The organism is Winogradskyella poriferorum, assembly GCF_050618035.1.
In the GTDB taxonomy this organism is placed as follows: domain Bacteria; phylum Bacteroidota; class Bacteroidia; order Flavobacteriales; family Flavobacteriaceae; genus Winogradskyella; species Winogradskyella poriferorum_A.
The window spans coordinates 660,625-678,810 of the sequence record NZ_JBODPY010000001.1 but is presented as its reverse complement, the minus strand read 5'-3'; the positions used below and the strand labels follow the sequence as shown (position 1 = coordinate 678,810).

Annotated in this window: 20 protein-coding genes; 16 read left to right on the top strand and 4 right to left on the bottom strand. The window is 33.4% G+C overall.

Features of this window, described 5'->3' with window-relative positions; all coding sequences use genetic code 11:
• The first annotated feature begins 7 nt into the window (after window positions 1-7).
• Both ACRHOC_RS02990 and ACRHOC_RS02985 read left to right on the top strand, forming a co-directional pair.
• Complete coding sequence (locus tag ACRHOC_RS02990; RefSeq protein ID WP_431157035.1) at window positions 8-1,360, top strand: undecaprenyl-phosphate glucose phosphotransferase; 1,353 nt, start codon at window positions 8-10, stop codon at window positions 1,358-1,360.
• Between the two features lie 8 nt (window positions 1,361-1,368).
• On the top strand, window positions 1,369-2,142 hold the full coding sequence (locus tag ACRHOC_RS02985) for a glycosyltransferase family 2 protein (RefSeq protein WP_431157034.1): 774 nt from the start codon (window positions 1,369-1,371) through the stop codon (window positions 2,140-2,142).
• On the opposite strand, the gene ACRHOC_RS02980 is transcribed toward ACRHOC_RS02985, so the two are convergent.
• A complete protein-coding gene (locus ACRHOC_RS02980) occupies window positions 2,132-3,439 on the bottom strand; it encodes a phenylacetate--CoA ligase family protein (RefSeq protein WP_431157033.1) in 1,308 nt (435 codons plus the stop codon). The two genes, ACRHOC_RS02985 and ACRHOC_RS02980, sit on opposite strands and share 11 nt — an antisense overlap.
• Before the next feature lie 85 nt (window positions 3,440-3,524).
• Here ACRHOC_RS02980 and purD point away from each other — a divergent pair, with 85 nt between their 5' ends.
• Window positions 3,525-4,796 carry a phosphoribosylamine--glycine ligase gene (gene purD, locus ACRHOC_RS02975; RefSeq protein ID WP_431157032.1) on the top strand — a complete coding sequence of 424 codons (1,272 nt, stop codon included), beginning with the start codon at window positions 3,525-3,527 and terminating at the stop codon, window positions 4,794-4,796.
• Here purD and ACRHOC_RS02970 read toward each other — a convergent pair.
• A complete protein-coding gene (locus ACRHOC_RS02970) occupies window positions 4,791-5,018 on the bottom strand; it encodes a DUF6341 family protein (protein WP_431157031.1) in 228 nt (75 codons plus the stop codon). The genes purD and ACRHOC_RS02970 overlap by 6 nt on opposite strands.
• Window positions 5,019-5,058: 40 nt before the next feature.
• Between ACRHOC_RS02970 and ACRHOC_RS02965 the strand changes: the two genes are divergently transcribed.
• Window positions 5,059-5,976 carry a DUF6427 family protein gene (locus tag ACRHOC_RS02965; RefSeq protein WP_431157030.1) on the top strand — a complete coding sequence of 306 codons (918 nt, stop codon included), beginning with the start codon at window positions 5,059-5,061 and terminating at the stop codon, window positions 5,974-5,976.
• Here ACRHOC_RS02965 and upp read toward each other — a convergent pair.
• Window positions 5,965-6,624 carry a uracil phosphoribosyltransferase gene (upp, locus tag ACRHOC_RS02960; protein WP_431157029.1) on the bottom strand — a complete coding sequence of 220 codons (660 nt, stop codon included), beginning with the start codon at window positions 6,622-6,624 and terminating at the stop codon, window positions 5,965-5,967. The genes ACRHOC_RS02965 and upp overlap by 12 nt on opposite strands.
• Before the next feature lie 71 nt (window positions 6,625-6,695).
• Here upp and ACRHOC_RS02955 point away from each other — a divergent pair, with 71 nt between their 5' ends.
• The gene (locus tag ACRHOC_RS02955; protein WP_431157028.1) at window positions 6,696-7,304 is read left to right on the top strand and encodes a DUF4254 domain-containing protein; all 609 of its coding nucleotides are present in this window, start codon (window positions 6,696-6,698) and stop codon (window positions 7,302-7,304) included.
• Between the two features lie 43 nt (window positions 7,305-7,347).
• The gene (locus ACRHOC_RS02950; protein ID WP_431157027.1) at window positions 7,348-8,370 is read left to right on the top strand and encodes a glycosyltransferase family 9 protein; all 1,023 of its coding nucleotides are present in this window, start codon (window positions 7,348-7,350) and stop codon (window positions 8,368-8,370) included.
• On the opposite strand, the gene ACRHOC_RS02945 is transcribed toward ACRHOC_RS02950, so the two are convergent.
• Complete coding sequence (locus tag ACRHOC_RS02945) at window positions 8,367-9,425, bottom strand: 2Fe-2S iron-sulfur cluster-binding protein (RefSeq protein WP_431157026.1); 1,059 nt, start codon at window positions 9,423-9,425, stop codon at window positions 8,367-8,369. The two genes, ACRHOC_RS02950 and ACRHOC_RS02945, sit on opposite strands and share 4 nt — an antisense overlap.
• Before the next feature lie 105 nt (window positions 9,426-9,530).
• On the opposite strand from ACRHOC_RS02945, the gene ACRHOC_RS02940 reads away from it, so the two are divergent.
• The 10 genes from ACRHOC_RS02940 to atpH all read left to right on the top strand — a co-directional run bounded on the left by ACRHOC_RS02940 (window position 9,531) and on the right by atpH (window position 18,168).
• Window positions 9,531-11,009 (top strand): DUF5687 family protein, encoded by a 1,479-nt coding sequence (locus ACRHOC_RS02940; protein WP_431157025.1) that lies wholly within the window; start codon window positions 9,531-9,533, stop codon window positions 11,007-11,009.
• Between the two features lie 14 nt (window positions 11,010-11,023).
• Entirely contained in the window at window positions 11,024-11,746 is a 723-nt protein-coding gene (locus tag ACRHOC_RS02935; RefSeq protein WP_431157024.1) for an ABC transporter ATP-binding protein, read from the top strand.
• Between the two features lie 182 nt (window positions 11,747-11,928).
• Window positions 11,929-14,532, top strand: a complete 2,604-nt coding sequence (locus ACRHOC_RS02930; RefSeq protein ID WP_431157023.1) for a tetratricopeptide repeat protein — start codon at window positions 11,929-11,931, stop codon at window positions 14,530-14,532.
• 10 nt (window positions 14,533-14,542) lie between these two features.
• A complete protein-coding gene (locus ACRHOC_RS02925) occupies window positions 14,543-14,983 on the top strand; it encodes a bactofilin family protein (protein ID WP_431157022.1) in 441 nt (146 codons plus the stop codon).
• Window positions 14,928-15,173 carry an AtpZ/AtpI family protein gene (locus ACRHOC_RS02920; protein WP_431157021.1) on the top strand — a complete coding sequence of 82 codons (246 nt, stop codon included), beginning with the start codon at window positions 14,928-14,930 and terminating at the stop codon, window positions 15,171-15,173. The genes ACRHOC_RS02925 and ACRHOC_RS02920 overlap by 56 nt, the downstream gene beginning before the upstream one ends.
• A 14-nt stretch (window positions 15,174-15,187) precedes the next feature.
• Window positions 15,188-15,583, top strand: a complete 396-nt coding sequence (locus tag ACRHOC_RS02915; RefSeq protein WP_431157020.1) for a hypothetical protein — start codon at window positions 15,188-15,190, stop codon at window positions 15,581-15,583.
• Window positions 15,584-15,729: 146 nt separating this feature from the next.
• Complete coding sequence (gene atpB, locus ACRHOC_RS02910; protein ID WP_431157019.1) at window positions 15,730-16,833, top strand: F0F1 ATP synthase subunit A; 1,104 nt, start codon at window positions 15,730-15,732, stop codon at window positions 16,831-16,833.
• Between the two features lie 15 nt (window positions 16,834-16,848).
• A complete protein-coding gene (atpE, locus tag ACRHOC_RS02905; protein ID WP_181855271.1) occupies window positions 16,849-17,058 on the top strand; it encodes an ATP synthase F0 subunit C in 210 nt (69 codons plus the stop codon).
• Window positions 17,059-17,130: 72 nt separating this feature from the next.
• The gene (locus ACRHOC_RS02900; RefSeq protein ID WP_431157018.1) at window positions 17,131-17,625 is read left to right on the top strand and encodes a F0F1 ATP synthase subunit B; all 495 of its coding nucleotides are present in this window, start codon (window positions 17,131-17,133) and stop codon (window positions 17,623-17,625) included.
• Window positions 17,626-17,631: 6 nt separating this feature from the next.
• Complete coding sequence (gene atpH / locus ACRHOC_RS02895; RefSeq protein WP_431157017.1) at window positions 17,632-18,168, top strand: ATP synthase F1 subunit delta; 537 nt, start codon at window positions 17,632-17,634, stop codon at window positions 18,166-18,168.
• Window positions 18,169-18,186 lie beyond the last annotated feature (18 nt).

Sequence of the window (18,186 nt, the reverse complement as noted above, 5' to 3'; positions counted from 1 at the left end):
TTATAATTTGAGCTTATTTAAACAGGGAAGATATTCGGGATTTTTAAGACCAATTTCTTATACAATTGATTTAAGTATAATTAATGGTCTAGCTGTAATCTATTTGCTTGAACAGAAAGAAACTTTTGTCTTTTGCTTTTTTATAACTATAGGATGGTTCTTTATCTCAATCTATTCCAAGTTTTATGAAGTTTACAGATATACAAGACCAATAAATATTCTCTCCTTAATTTTCAAACAAGGTGTATTATTTCTTTTATTGGTTTTTGCATTTTCAGGTTTATATCATGAATTGAAGATTTATCCTAGACCAATAGTTTACTATACTTTTTATTCTTTTATTCTAATTACTTTACTAAAATTTACAGTCTATTATTTGCTTCAGAGATATAGAGTATCTCTTGGTGGTAATTACAGAAAAACAGTAATCTTAGGCCTCAATAAAAAGACTTTAGCACTGGAAAATTTCTTTTCTAAGCACCCTGAATATGGATATTCGCACAAAAAATCTTTCAACTTAAAAGAAGACAACAAATTAAAGGAGTGCTTTTATTATATATTAGACGAGGGAATAGATGAAATATATTGCTCTATATCTGAGTTAACCAATAGCCAAATAGCTGATGTGGTTGATTTTGCGGATAATAATTTAAAGGTGGTAAAATTTATTCCAGATAGTAAAGAAATTTATTCAAAAAAGTTAAAGTACGACTACTACGACTATATACCGGTTTTGTCTCTTAGAACCATTCCCTTAGAGGACCAAGTTAACATGATTGCAAAGCGTAGTTTCGATATTTTATTTTCAAGTATTGTAATTGTCTTTGTTCTTTCTTGGTTAACGCCAATCATAGCTATTCTCATCAAGCTAGAATCAAAAGGTCCAGTGTTTTTTAAGCAATCACGAAATGGATTTAACTACAAGGAATTTGATTGTTATAAATTCCGCTCAATGACACCTAATAAAGTTGCCAATTTACATCAAGCAACTCGAGGAGATCAGAGGGTAACAAAGGTTGGTAAGTTTATTCGGAAAACAAGTATTGATGAATTACCTCAATTCTTTAATGTGCTTTTTGGTGACATGTCAGTAGTTGGTCCTAGACCGCACATGGTGAGCCATACAAATATGTATGCAAAAAAGATCGATAAATTTATGGTTAGACATTTTGTAAAACCAGGAATTACTGGATTAGCTCAAACCAGTGGTTTTAGAGGAGAGGTTGAAACGGATAAAGATATTATTGGCCGTGTTAGATATGATATATTTTATATAGAAAATTGGTCTTTATTATTAGATCTTAAAATCATCTTTCAAACCCTCATAAATGCTATAAGAGGAGAAGATAAAGCATATTAATAGACTACATGCATCCTCTAGTCTCCATAGTGACACCCATTTTTAACAAGGCAACTGTTATAGAGGAGACTTTAGAAAGTATTTTAAATCAGACTTACAAGAACTGGGAACTCCTTTTGGTTGATGATGCTTCCACAGATAATTCAGCGGAGGTTGTAAATGGTTACATTCAGAAAGACGAAAGAATAAAATATTTTGAATTTTCTGAAAACAAAGGAGCGGCAGAAGCTAGAAATAAAGGCACCCAAATGGCCACAGGTGATTTTATCGCATTCTTGGACGCAGATGATCTCTGGCATAAATCTAAACTTGAAATTCAAATTGATCTTATGCTAAATGAGAATATAGATGTCTGCTTTGGAAGTTATGAGTTAATAGATCACCAAAGTAACCCCCAAAAAATAAAAGTTAATGCACTACAAACTTTATATTATAACAAACTGATTAAGGCAAATTATATTGGCAATTTAACAGGGATTTACAACTGTAAAAACCTTGGTAAAATCTATACTAAGGATTTAAAAAAACGTCAAGATTGGCTATTGTGGATTGAGGCTTTAAAAAGAAGCGATAAACCAGCAAAGGGCATCAAAGAAACCATTGCTTATTATCGGAATGCAAATAATTCATTGTCTTCAAATAAGTTTAACCTAATAAAATATAATTATAACGTTTATAGAAAGGGATTGAATTTCGGTATATTCAAATCTACTGTTTATTTATTGCGGTTTTTTATTGAGCACTTTTTTGTGAAAAAGAAACTAATTCAACCTATAGCATAGAAATAAACTGTTTTAATTTCCCAGCTTTTGTTCGTTTTAATTCATCAACTCTTTCAAAATCGATACTTAAACCTGGCTCTAAATATCTTTCTATTTCAGACATTATGGTATCCTTCTTCTTCGAGGTTAATTCAGTACCACTAACATATCTAATATTAAACCTACTTAGCGTAACTTGCTCAATAATAAATTCAGATACATTACCATCATTTTCAATGACACTTTTTGTGATGTAATAAAAAGTTAATCCAGCTGCAGTTTTCCCACTTGGAAGTTTCACAATATCATTAGTTCGTCCTGTTAAGGATTTTAAAACGGGTTGTCTTTCTGAGATTTCTTCAGAAAGCACACCAATATCACCAATATCATAGCGTATAAACGGATGAGCTTTGTTAAACAAAGAAGTAATTACTACCCTCCCTTCACTACCATTGGTTACTTTTTTACCTACGTCATCTAATATTTCTACATAGATAGTTTCGTTATTAACTCTCCAACTACCACTGGGATTTTCAAAAGCAATCAAATCTAATTCCGATGCACCGTATTCGTTTATAACGGGAATTCCAAAAACACGTTTCATTAATTCTCTATCTGAATCAAAAAGCATTTCTGAAGTCACAATGCACACTCTTAAACTTGGACATATGCTTTTAAGTTCGAGATTTTCTCTGTCGAGATACTTTGCAAATTGCACTATTGGGCTTGTGTAACCGTTAATAAATTCAAAGGCTGTATTTTTAAATTTACTAACCGCTTTTTTAAAAGAGATATCACTCATATCAAAAACTGAAAACCGTACCCTATTGCTAAAAGCATCTTTGATACGCTCTTTGTAATAGCCTTTTTTATTCAAAGGGATTCCATAAAAACGAGCTTGCTTTGAAGAATTAAAATCAATACCATGCCAAGCAAATCGATCCATGATCTGTGCCCATGTCATCGCATGACACCATTTATCTTTTGCAAAAATGAAAGGGTCACCAGAGCTTCCAGAAGTTTTATTGAGATAGACATTCTTAGTATTATATCCCTTGGACAATCGTTGTTCAATAGGCTGTTGTAAATGACGCTTAGTCATAACCGGAACAGTCTCCCAATTTTCTATATCAATGGACTTACCAAATGCCCTATAGAATGGATTATTCTCTAGATGATAACTTAAAATTGCCTTTTTTTGAGACTGTTGATAGGTCTTAAATTCCTTATCTGATTTTTGTTGAATATTTGCCAAGGCTTTCCTTGCTTTATCAATTTCAAAGCCATTAACTTTTAACGAAAAATCAAATAATTTCAAGTTGTATTTTAGTGTTTAAGGTTTACGTAAATTAATTCTTTTTTAATCTTAAAACCAATTATTTTTGCGCAAAGAAAATTTCAATATGAATATCTTAGTATTAGGATCTGGAGGAAGAGAGCATACTTTTGCTTGGAAAATTTCACAAAGTAAACATTGCAAGAATTTATTTGTTGCACCTGGTAATTCAGGCACCTCTAATATTGCCAATAATCTTGACTTGAGTGTTAATGATTTTCAAGGGATTAAAGAAGCTGTATTAGAACATAATATTGAATTGGTTGTTGTTGGCCCAGAAGATCCTTTAGTAAATGGAATTCATGATTTTTTTCTGAATGACGAAAAACTAAAGCACGTTAATGTAATTGGTCCTCAAAAAGAAGCCGCTGAGCTCGAAGGGAGTAAGGAATTTGCTAAAGAATTTATGATGAGGCATAACATCCCAACTGCGAGTTATGATAGCTTTACAAAAGATAATGTTAATGATGGTCTTAAGTTTTTAGAGACCTTAAACCCACCTTATGTGTTAAAGGCGGACGGTTTAGCTGCTGGTAAAGGCGTTTTGATTTTGAACGATTTAGATGAAGCTAAAAAAGAACTGCAGAGTATGCTTGTCGATGCAAAGTTTGGCAATGCAAGTTCAAAAGTTGTTATAGAAGAGTTCTTAGACGGTATCGAACTAAGTTGTTTTGTAATTACTGATGGAAAGAGTTATAAGATCCTACCAACAGCTAAAGATTACAAGCGTATAGGTGAAGGTGATACGGGACTTAATACAGGAGGAATGGGTGCCATTTCACCTGTACCATTTGCTACAAAGGAGTTTTTAGACAAAATAGAAAGTAAAATTGTTAAGCCGACCATAGACGGCTTGGCTAAGGATAATTTGCCTTATAAAGGATTTGTCTTTATTGGTTTAATCAAAGTAGGAGACGAACCTAAAGTCATTGAGTATAATGTAAGGATGGGAGATCCAGAAACTGAAGTCGTTTTACCAAGATTAAAGACAGATTTGGTAGAGGTTTTTCAGGCTATGGGAAATCAAACATTGTCAAGGATTAATTTAGAAATTGACGATCGCGCAGCAACAACGGTGATGCTAGTTTCTGGTGGATATCCAGAAGCATATGAAAAAGGAAAAGAAATTTTTGGTATTGATGATGTGGAAGAATCATTGGTGTTTCACGCAGGCGCAAAACAAGATTCGGATAAAGTAGTGACCTCTGGTGGTAGAGTAATGGCAATCACTTCTTATGGCCACAATTACCAAGAAGCCATAAAAAAATCTTACCAAAGCATATCTAAATTATGTTTTGATAAGATGTATTATCGTAAGGATATTGGTTTCGATTTATAAATAAGAGTGCGCTGAAACGCTTTTGTCCTCTTCGTTATTGCTATTATATTTTGCAAGTTGCATCATCCAATAAATAAATGCAACAAAACCAATTAGCATAAAAAACCAACTCATCACATTAGCAGAAAACCAATTTTCTAGTTCTAAAGCTCTGAGTGCATCGTAAGGTGCGAAAAGTGTGTTTACAAATAAATCCTGTATACCGTAAAAGAAATCCTTCATAACTTTTTAAATTTACGGAGCAAAAATACAAAAAGAGTTAATGATTACAAGTGTTTTTAATAAATCTAAACCTATTAATTTTATAATAGTCTTAGCATTTGTATTAGTGCTTTTTTCAATTTCTAATTTTGAATTATTCTTTGGCAATCTTAATACCTTATTTTCGACCTTAACAAGAGTACTTGTTGTAGTGTTCCTTGTATTTTTATTAGACTTTATTGTTTCAAAAAACAATCTCACCCAGAGAAATAGTTATGCAATTTTGGTCTTTGGTGTTGCTCTTGGTGTTTTTCCTGAGATTATCAATAATATCAACTTATTATTAGCTAATGTTTTTATTCTGTTCGCTTTAAGGAGAATTTTAAGCTTAAGCTCAAATAAACAGGTAAAGAAGAAACTCTTTGATGCGTCCTTCTGGATAGCTTTAGCAACATTATTATATTTCTGGGCTATATTGTTTTTTGCTATAATTATAGTTGCTCTTATTTATTATTCTCAAAATGATCTACGCAATGTTCTAATTCCACTGGTTGGAGTAGCAACTGTAGCTATGTTGTTATTGGGATATAACATAATTTTCCATGACGCCTATATTAGGCCATCAAATTTTGAGCGCTTTTCAAGTTTAGACTACACCTCTTATAATAGCCTTGAAAATATTTTTAAGCTCACAATACTATTCACCGCCTTTATCTGGACTATTATTTATTTTTTTAGATCCTTAACGGATAAAAATAATAAGCTTAAACCTTCATATTTTATTGTCGCTTGGACATCCATAATAGGAATATTAATTGCTATTATTTCTCCATATAAGGATGGAAGTGAGTTTGTGTTTTTTATTGCTCCTTTTGCGATTATTATGGCAAATTATATCGAAGCTATAAGCGAAAAATGGTTTAAGGAAGTATTTGTAGGCATATTTATTTTGACACCAATTATTGGACTAATTCTGTAATTTTTTTCCAAAAGATAGGTCTCCAGCATCACCTAATCCTGGGACGATATAGCCACGTTCATTTAGCTCTTTATCAATTGTAGCAATCCAAAGTTTCACGGTGTCATCAACATTTTTAGTGACGTAGTCGACACCTTGTTGGGCTCCTATAACACTAACTAAGTGTGTTTCTTTAGGCTGGCCAAACGGTTTTAAGGCTTCAAGAGTAGAAATAATTGATTGCCCAGTAGCTAACATGGGATCTACGAGCAAAAGCGTTTTATCGCTTAAATCAGGACAAGCTAAATATTCAACTTTAATCTCAAATGCTCCAGATTCACTGGTGTGATGTCTATAAGCGGATATAAAAGCGTTTTCTGCTTTGTCAAAATAATTCAGTAATCCTACATGGAGTGGTAGACCAGCTCTGAGAATGGAACATATAACAATATCATCATTAATAACTTCAGACTCCAAACTACCCAACGGTGTTTGTGTTGTTAATTTTGAAAATGAGAGGGATTTACTCAGCTCAAAGCCTAGAACCTCACCAATACGTTCAATATTCCTTCTGAATCGCATACTGTCCTTTTGTATTTCTAAATCTCTTATTTCTGAAATGAAAGAATTGAGTAATGATGGTGTTTCAGAAAGATTTCGTATTTCCATTTTTAGAGTATTTAAGTGATGACTAAGTTAATAATTCAGAGTATATTTGCATATTCAAAATTTGAATGAAAATGATTTCAGATAAAGCAAATGCAATTTTTAAGGATGTTATTAAAACTTACAAGGTTTTAAATACCGTAGACCAGCCATTTACCAATAAATTTGACAAGAATGAGGACCTCATTGCTCATTTGTTATACCGTAAATGCTGGATTGATACAGTACAATGGGCTTATGAAGATATTATTAGAGACCCAAACATCGATCCTGTTGCGGCACTTGAACTCAAACGTAAAATAGATGCTTCTAATCAAGACAGAACCGATACGGTTGAATATATAGACAGTTACTTTTTAGATAAATTTAATGATGTAGAGGTTAAGCCATATGCTAAGATAAATTCTGAAAGTCCAGCATGGGCTATTGATAGGCTTTCCATTCTTGCTCTTAAGATTTATCACATGCATTTAGAAACGATAAGAGAAGATGCTACAGATGCACATAAAGAAGCTTGTGAAAAGAAATTAAATGTTCTTTTGGAGCAGCGTGTAGACTTAAGTAAAGCTATTGATGACTTGTTGAAGGATATTGCCAATGGCGACAAGTACATGAAAGTTTACAAGCAAATGAAGATGTACAATGATGATGAGCTAAATCCTGTTTTGAGAGGCCAAAAGTAAATAGTCGACCTGAATTATTTCAGGATACCATACTTTACATTTCATGCCAAAACCAAAACATATCTTAGTCATTCGTTTCTCAGCTATGGGAGATGTTGCTATGATGGTTCCGGTTTTAAGAACCTTTGCTAATCAAAATCCAGATGTAAAGATTACTGTAGTTACTAGACCATTCTTTAAGCCCATATTTAATGGTATTCCGAATGTTCAAGTTTATACTGCTGATCTTAAGGGAACGCACAAAGGTATAATTGGACTTTACAAGCTTTCGAGAGCATTAAGGAAGATTGGTTTTGACGCTATAGCTGATTTACATAATGTACTAAGGACCAAAATTTTAAAGGTCTTTTTTATTGGTAAGAAGGTTATTCAGATAGATAAAGGTAGAAAAGAAAAGAAGGACTTAGTTACAGGGAAGTCTGTTCACCAACTCAAAACTACACACCAGCGCTATGCAGACGTCTTTAGAATTTTAGGATTTGAATTAGATTTGTCTAGGCCACTTTTTTCTGAGCGGTTCGAATTATCTGAAGAGCTTAAAATACTCTTAGCTAAATCCAATACACCAGTTATTGGAATTGCGCCGTTTGCTGCACATAGTAGTAAGATGTATCCGCTCCATCTCATGGAAAAAGTAATAAGTGAATTAAATAAGTCGTACAGGATATTACTTTTTGGTGGCGGTAAAGAAGAAACAAGCCTACTAAATAACATGGCGTCTAAATATGAGAATGTAGATTCTGTGGCAGGTGTATTATCATTTGATGATGAGTTAAAATTAATTTCAAACTTAGATGTAATGCTTTCTATGGATTCTGGTAATTCCCACCTTGCCGCAATGTTTGGAATTAAAGTGATTACCATTTGGGGTGTCACGCATCCTTATGCTGGTTTTGCACCATTTAATCAACCACAAGATTATGCGCTATTGGCAAACAGAGATGAGTTTACATTAATACCAACATCTATTTATGGCAATTCTTATCCTGAAGGATATGAAAATGCTGCTGGAAGTATTTCTGTTGAAGAAATTGTTACTAAAGTAACGACCGTACTTAAGAATTAAACATCGTCATAATCTACCACTAAAGAATCCGAAGTAGGATGTGCTTGACACGTAAGTATTAAGCCTTCAGCAATTTCGCTATCTGTTAAAATATTGTTTTGACGCATTTCAGCTTCTCCATCTGTTATTCTTGCTATACAACTACTACAAATACCGCCTTGACAAGAGTAGGGTGCATCAATATCTTGTTTTAATGAAGCTTCAAGAACAGACTGAGATTTTGGCATTTCAAACTCAAATTCCTCATCATCAACAATTACTTTAATAAGAGCATTTCCATCTGAAACAGAGGCCTTTTTGTTGTCCTCTGATGCAGTAGGCGCTGTGAATAATTCAAATAGTATATTACTTTCTTTTATTTGATTCTCTAACAAGACTTCCTTTACAGTATGTATCATTTGTTCAGGACCACACAAATAAAATTTTTCGATGGAGACACCTTTATATTTATTTTTCACAATTAGGTTAACCGTACTTTTTTCAATTCGACCGAAGAGCGCATCAACTTCTTGTGACTGACTGTAAATAAAATGAACATGAAACCTATTCCCGTAGGTCGACTTAAGCTCCATTAAATCATTATTAAACATTGCTTCCTTTGCAGATCTATTACCATAAACCAATATAAAATTGCTAAATGGTTCATCCTCTAACAAGGTTTTCGCAACACTTAAAATAGGTGTAATACCACTACCTGCAGCAAAGGCAGCAATTGTTCTTGTTTTAGCGTTATTGGCTTCAAAAACAAAGCGACCATTAGGTTCGGCAACATCAATTAAATCACCAGTACTGAGTTTTTCATTGGCATAAACCGAAAATGTTCCATTTTCAACAGCCTTCACAGCAACAGTTAATTCACCACTATTTTTTGAGGAGCATATCGAATAATCACGTCTAACCTCCTCACCATTTATTTCGGTTTTTAAAGTAATATACTGACCGGCTTCAAAACGAAACTTTTCAGAAAGGCTCGATGGCACATCAAATGATATGGCAACTGACTTATCGGTTACCTTTTCAATAGACTTAATTTTCAATGGGTGAAACTGTGACATTGCAATAATTTTTTGCAAAAATAAAGAAGCGCTACTTTAAAGTTAACTTTGTTTGTAACAAATTAACAATTAAGTTTACTAATAGAAAAAACTAACCTCAAGGCTATGATTAAACATTTTATTAATTTAGAATGGAAGCAATATTTTCGCTCTTCTTACTGGCAAAAAAATATGGCGCTGAATATATTAATGGTGTTTTTAGCGCTTTACTTTATTGGCGTATTTCTAATCCTCGGTTTTGGACTTTTGCCAATTCTTAAGAAGGTATTTCCAGAAGAAGACCCCTTTGTAGTTGTAAATGGATTTATTTTCTTTTGGATTATGATCGATTTACTCATGCGCTTCTTTTTGCAGAAGCTACCTGTTATGAGTGTTAAACCACTTTTAACCTTACCTGTAAAGCGATCATCAGTAGTTCATTATGTATTGGGGAAATCTGCCCTTTCCTTTTTTAATTTTCTACCTCTATTTGCCATTATACCATTTAGTATAATGTTAATTATAAATGATTATGAGACCATAACAGCACTAACGTGGATGTTTGCTATGATAATTGTGGTCTTAATAATTAATTTTCTCAATTTTATTATTGAGGCCTTCTCTGCTGAAACAGAGTTATCATTCTTGCCTGTGATCGCTTTGGTAAGCATATTGTATGCCCTAGATGCTTTTGGCATTGTTTCTATATCATCATTACTCGGGAGTGCATTTTTGAGTATTGCAGATAATCCTATTTTACTGTTAATCCCATTAGGAATATTAGCATTTTGTTACAGCTTTAACTTCAAAATCTTAAAGGACAAGTTGTTTTTGGATAGTTCTTTAAAATCAAAGGTAACCGAAGTAAAGGTTGCAGATTTATCCTGGACCAAGCGTTTTGGAGACATTGCACCTTTTATGCAACTTGATTTAAAGTTAATTTGGAGAAATAAACGAACTAAATCGTCTGTGTTTATAATGGTTATCGGCTTATTATATGGTTTATTTTTCTATCCGCAACCTATGTATCGCGATATGGTTTGGTTGTTTCCTTTTATAGGCATTTTTGTTACTGGGATATTTCAAATCAATTTTGGACAATTTATTCCTGCTTGGGATAGTAGTTACTACAAGATGTTGATGAGTCAGAATATAAAGTATGAACAGTATCTAAGATCTAAATTTATTCTGATGGTTTTGAGTGTGGGAATAATGTTCGTATTGAGTATTCCATATGTTTATTTTGGATGGAAGATATTGATTGCACATTTCGCAGCGGCCATATACAATATCGGAGTTAACTCCCACGTCATGCTTTTTGGAGGTTCATTCAATAGAAAGAAGATAGACCTTAATCAAAGAGCAGCATTTAACTACCAAGGGACAGGAGCAGTTCAATGGATAATTGGGTTACCACTTATGCTTTTACCAATGCTCATCTTTGGGCTTACGAATTGGCTTGCTGGTTTCGAAACAGGTATTGCAGTGCTAATTATAATGGGTATTTCGGGTATTGTTTTACACAAAAAATTAATGCGAATTATTACACAACGTTATTTACAGTCAAAATATAAAATGATTGACGCCTTTAGTCAAGACAGCTAATACAAAGATTAACTATGATATATACTACAAACATTTCAAAAACCTACAATAGCAATACGGTATTAAAAATCGATGAGTTAAGCATTCCAAAAGGACAAAGTTTTGGATTAGTAGGGAATAATGGTGCAGGAAAGACAACGTATTTTAGTTTGTTACTAGATTTAATAAAACCAACGACAGGGAGTATAACAAATAATGATATTGTTGTAGACAAGAGTGAAGATTGGAAACCTTTTACTTCTGCATTTATAGATGAAAGCTTCTTAATTGGGTATCTAACACCAGAAGAGTATTTCTATTTTATTGGAGATCTTCGAGGTCAGAATAAAGCTGACGTAGATGCGTTAACCTCACAATTTGAAGATTTCTTTAACGGTGAAATAATTGGTAAGAAAAAGTATTTAAGAGATTTAAGTAAAGGGAACCAGAAAAAAGCTGGTATTGTTGCGGCATTAATAGGAAATCCAGAAGTTATTATTTTAGATGAACCCTTTGCTAACCTAGACCCTACTACTCAAATAAGACTTAAGCAAATACTTAAAGACCTAGCTGAAAAACAAGGCGTAACCATTCTTATTTCTAGTCACGACCTTATGCATGTTACTGACGTTTGTGAACGTATTGTGGTTTTAGAAAAAGGTGAGGTTATTAAAGATCTAGAAACCAATCCTACAACTTTAAAGGAGCTCGAGGCACATTTTGCTGGCACCTTAGACGTTGCGATGGAAGAAGAGTAATTCAGTCTTTGTAAAGTAAATATTAAACTCGCTAGTTACTAATTAGCGAGTTTCTTGTTTTAAACGATTAGTTCTGAAAAATTCTCTATAAACATAATAAGTTCAAAAAGATGTTTATTTTTACCCCATAGCATACTAAAAGCCTATAACTTTAGTTATTAAATTGCCTAAATGTTCCAAATTTGAAGCATTGCGTTAAATCCATATTACTTCTTGTCCTTATTGCGATTGTTGCTCAAAGCTGTTCGCGGAAAAAAGACACGTTCATCAATCGTAATTTTCATGCGCTAGGGACCAAGTATAATATTTTATATAATGGGAATATTGCTCTCGAGCGTGGCATAGAAACTGTTAATGACGCTTACTCCGAAAATTTTTGGCAATTATTACCTGTTGAACGCATGGAGATAGAGGATGAAGTTTTCTTGCCTGGACAGACCAAAAATGCGGATTTTGAACGTGCGGAAGAAAAGGCAATTAAGGCTATCCAAGTGCACGGAATGAATATCGAGGGTAAAGAAAAGAATCCTCAAATTGATGAAGCTTATCTACTTCTTGGACAAGCAAGGTATTATGACCAACGATTTGTACCAGCTTTGGCGGCCTTTAATAATATCCTCAATAAATATCCAACGAGCGATAAAATTAATCAAGTAAAAATATGGCGTGAAAAAGCGGATATGCGACTTGATAATAATGAACTGGCTATAAAAAAGTTAAAACGTCTTTTAGAAGAGGAAGAATTAGAAGGTCAAGATTTAGCAGATGCCACTTCAACTTTAGCACAAGCGTATATCAATATTAAATCTAAGGATAGCGCTATGGCTCAGCTTCAAATCGCTGCTGACCATACTAAATTAAAGAGAGAAAAAGCGAGGTATCATTTTATTAGAGGACAGCTTTATAATGAATTTGGGCATAAGGACAGTGCCAATATCGAATTCGATAAGATTATTGATATGCATCGTCAAGTCCCTAGAGCTTTTTACATCAATGCACATTTGGAAAAATCAAAAAATTTCGATGAGTTAAATGGTGATTTAGTGGCGTTCCAAGAATACCTAACAGAGCTCGAAGAAAACAGAGAGAACAGACCGTTTTTAGATAAGATTTATTATAGAATAGCAGAATTCCATCGTAATAATATGTCAGATAGTTTGGCAGAATCTTACTATAACAAATCATTGAGAAAAACAACAACAGATCAATACTTAAAGGCCCTTAATTACGAGACATTAGGAAACATGTATTTTGATCGTAATGGCTATAAGTTAGCAGGCGCTTATTATGATAGTACCATGACAGCGATGGACCCTAAAACAAAAGCGTTTAGAATTTTAAAGCGCAAGCGTGAGAATCTTGATGATGTTATTTATTATGAAGGCATTGCTGAGGTTAATGATAGCATATTGTACATCGTTAATTTACCAAAAGAAGACCAAGTTGCATTATATGCAGAGTATGCTAATGCATTAAAATTAAAGGAAGAGGAAGAAGAAAAACTAAAACAAGAAAAATTACAACAACGCAATAGCGCTCAGGTCAATAATAATTTAGGCAGAAATAATGATCCGCAAAAAGGAGGAATTAGTCCTGCTGGATTACCAGGAAATTTTGGTGGTAATAATCAAAGTAGCTTTTATTTTTATAATCCAACAACTGTTGCCTATGGTAAAAATGAGTTTTTAAACTTGTGGGGCGATAGACAATTGCAGGATAATTGGAGGCTATCTGACCAACGAAGAAAAGTTGAGAGTTCTGATGAAGAGGAGAAGGTTGCAGAAACTAAAGGAGAAGATAAAAGATACACTGCAGACTTTTATTTGGCCCAATTACCAACAGAAGCTACTGAAATTGATAGTATAGCAAAAGAACGTAATTATGCGTATTATCAATTAGGTGTGATTTACAAAGAAAAGTTCAAAGAGTTAGAATTAGCAAAATCGCGATACGAAACCTTACTTAATAATGATCCGGAAGAGCGTTTAGTCTTGCCTTCAAAATATAATTTGTTTCGAATTTATGAAGAACTGGGCTTAACAAGAAAGGCAGAGGCCATGAAGACCGATATTATTAATAATCATTCAGATTCTAGATATGCTGAAATTTTACTGAATCCTGAGGATGCCTTGTCAAAAGACGAAAATAGTCCAGAAGTAATTTACACAAACCTTTACAATAAGTATAATGAGCAACAATATGCTACTGTAATATCTGAAGCAGAAGAAAACATAAAGAAGTTTGAAGGTGATGATTTTGTTCCAAAATTCGAAATTTTAAAGGCGTCGGCTCGTGGTAGATTATTTGGTTTTGAAGCCTATAAAGAGGCTATAAATTTTATTTCTCTTAATTATGCCAATACCGAAGAAGGTAAGAAGGCCCAAGAAATATTGGACAATGCCATACCTGTGTTGGCAAAGAAAGATTTTGTTTCAAATGACGTCTCTAAAAACTTTAATGTTATCTATCAATTCAATGACGAAACTGATGAAGAGATTGATACCTTCATAGAAACATTAAATGAACAGGTAGGAAAAGTGAAGTATTTTGATTTAACTACTTCAAAAGACGTGTATGACGAAAATACTACTTTTGTAGTTGTACACGGATTAAAGAGTATCTCAGGAGCAAGTGGTTTTGCCGAACTATTAAAATCTGAAGAAAAGGATAAGAGAGGTAGGCCATTACCTCCAAAAATAACTAGGCCGTTTTTTGCAATTTCCTCACCTAATTATGCGATTATCCAAAGACATAAAAATTTAAATGCATATTTAGAACAACAATAAAACCTACAACATGTTTTCTTCTGACAACAAGAAATCTAAAAAGCCAATAACTATGGAAACAAGTACACAACAAAATATTATTGCTCACGGAACTAAGATCGTGGGAGATATCATTAGTCAAGGACCATTTCGTATAGATGGAACAGTAGAGGGTAATGTAAAAACTTCTGGTAAGGTTGTAGTTGGGAAATCTGGTTATATTAAAGGAACATTGCAAGGAGAAAATGCAGATTTTGAAGGAAAATTTTCGGGTAAATTAGTTTTATCAGGAACCTTATCTTTAAAATCTACTGCCCATATAGAGGGAGAAGTACATACAAGTAAATTGGCGGTAGAACCTGGAGCTACATTCAATGCGACATGTAGTATGAAAGGTACTGTTAAAGCCTTAAGTAATGAACCAGTCAAACCACAACCACAAACCACACAAAGGTCAGAACGACAAGCTTAACAATTACGCGTATTATTCTGGTTTAGTTATTCAAATGATGGCCATAATAGGTGTGGCAACATTTATTGGGATAAAACTTGATGAAAAATATCCTAATGAAAAAAACTTATATACATTAGGGTTAACTTTAACTGGTGTTGTTTTGTCCATTGTTTATGTTATTAAGCGTATTATTGCAAACTCAAAGTAGTTATTCAGAATTTCATGGAAGAGTTTAAAAAAAGACAAGGTATTTTCTTGTTGCAACTTATTGCAGTTACAGCGATTTTATATGGGATACACAGTTATTTACTGTATCATTTTGCTAAAGAAATAACCTTCTTTTTTCCAGTTTGGCAGATCTATGCATTTCATGTAGTTATTACACTTCTATTTTATTCAATTATTAATTACAGGTATTCTACAGGTAAAAAAGAAATTTTTAATCTGTTTATGATTCTCACATTCTTAAAAATGGTCTTAGCAATTCTGTTTTTATTGCCACTTTTATTATCAGATTTTGAGAATAAACAACCAGATGTTTTTAACTTTTTTATTCCTTATTTCCTTTTTCTTTTCTTCGAGGTATTTTCAATCACAAGATTCCTACAAAGACCATAAGAATTGAATTTTATGTAGCCTAATCTCCGACCTTGGTTTTTAAGGTGACATCTTTAAAAATTAAGGCCAAAATAATGTTTGTCAATTCATATAATGTACGTACATTTGCAGCGAATTTAAAACAAGGTATTTTAAAGCCGTAAAGAATGACATTAAACACCTTTAGAAATTTAGCACTTACCGCTCTATTTTTATCCGTTAGTTTTATTGGTTTTGCTAAGGACTCTGGCGAAGGCGAAGAAGGAGAAAAGTTCGATCCAAAAGAAATGATATTGCATCACGTAAAAGACGCTTACGGTATGCATATAGCTACTTTAAACGAAGGCAAAGAAAACGAATCACACATAACAATTCCACTTCCAGTTATTGTTTACACAGACAAGGGATTTAGTGTTTTTTCTTCCTCTGCGTTTCATCACGATTACCATGGTCATGAAATTGTTGAAAGAAACGGACAGAAATTCGTGAATGTTCACGAGAAAGTTTATGTATTAGACGAGGGCGCTTCTGAGGTTGCTTATGATGCTGAAGGGCATCCAACCAATGCACACAGACCAACTTTAGATTTATCCATAACTCGAAATGTTTTTATGATGTGGGTATCTATAGCGGTTTTATTATTAATATTCTTATCAGCAGCACGCAGATATAAAAAGGCAGACGATTATGTACCTTCGGGAATTGCAAGTTTTGTTGAACCTCTTATAGTCTTCGTAAGAGATGAGATTGCAAAGCCTATGATTGGTGACCATAAGTATAAGCGTTACATGCCTTACTTACTTACAATATTTTTCTTTATTTGGATTAACAATATTTTTGGTTTAATTCCAATTTTAAACGGCGCTAACGTAAGTGGAAACATTGCGTTCACCTTTACATTGGCGGCTATTACATTTATCATCACAACATTTAGTGGAAACAAGCATTATTGGGAGCATATTTTTTGGATGCCAGGAGTGCCTGTACCAATGAAAATATTTTTAATGCCAATTGAGATTATTGGAATGTTTGTAAAACCAATTTCTCTAATGATTCGTTTGTTTGCTAATATAACAGCAGGTCACGTAATCATATTAGCATTAATGTCATTAATTTTTGTATTTAAAACTGTGGCAATGGCTCCAGTATCTGTAGTGTTCTCATTGTTCATTACGGTTATTGAAATTGTTGTTACGGCAATACAAGCATACATATTTACAATATTGTCAGCCTTATATTTTGGTATGGCAACTGAAGAAGCACATCATTAATTTAAATTTTATATTATGACTATTACAGGAATTGCAGCGATTGGAGCAGGATTAGCAGCTATTGGAGCTGGTATGGGTATCGGTAGAATTGGTGGGTCAGCTATGGAAGCTATGGCACGTCAACCTGAGATGCACGGTAAAATTCAAACTTCTGCATTAATCTTAGCAGCCTTCGTAGAAGCGGTAGCACTTTTCGGTGTTGTTGTTGCTTTCTTACAAGGGTAAACAAACAAAATACAGAAGTAACGGTTGGTTGCTTCTGTATTTTTAAAATTTAAGTTATTTAAACGAAACAGAATGGATTTAATTACACCAGAATTTGGACTTGTTTTTTGGACTTTAATTACTTTTTTAGTCCTGTTATTTATATTGAGAAAATTTGCTTGGAATCCAATTTTAGGCGCTGTTAGCGAAAGAGAAGAAGGCATAAAAGATGCTTTGGCTTCTGCTGAAAAAGCTAGACAAGAAATGGAAAATCTTCAAGCAGACAATGAGCGTATATTAAAAGAAGCGAGAGCAGAGCGTGAGACTATGCTTAAAGAAGCGCGCGAAATGAAAGCTAAAATGATTTCTGATGCTAAAGAAGAAGCTCAAACTCAAGCAAGCAAAATGATCGAACAGGCTCAAGCAGCAATAGATAGTGAAAAGAAAGCGGCTATGGCAGAGTTAAAAAGCCATGTTGCTGGGTTATCAATCGAAATTGCTGAGAAAGTTGTGCGTGATGAATTATCTAACAAAGACAAGCAATTAAAACTTGTTGAGGATATGTTAGGTGAAACTACTTTAAACTAATATCAAATGGCAGAATCTAGAGCAGCTATAAGATACGCCAAGGCAGTACTGAGTCTTGCTACAGACAACAAAGTAGCAGATAAGGTTAATGCTGATATGAAAACTATTGCTACTGCGATTGCAGATAACAGTGAATTAGGCGCAATGCTTCAAAGTCCTGTAGTGAGATCGTCTGATAAAGTAGCAGTATTAAAGGCTGTATTTGGAAATGCTAATGAGGCAACTTCTAATTTAATAGATACTCTTATTACGAATAAGAGAATTGCCTTATTGGGTGAGGTAGCAAACAAGTACAATCATTTGTATGATGCATTAAGAGATACGCAGGTTGCAAAAGTGACTACGGCTACACCACTAACAAAAGAGCTTGAAAAGAAAGTTTTATCTAAAGTTAAAGAACTTACAGGTAAGGCTACTGAAATTGAAAATATTGTAGATGAATCTATTTTAGGAGGATTCATTTTACGTGTAGGTGATTTGCAATATGACGCAAGTATCACCAATAAATTGAACAAACTAAAGCGAGAATTTACATTAAATTAATAGCTAATAGAATATAGC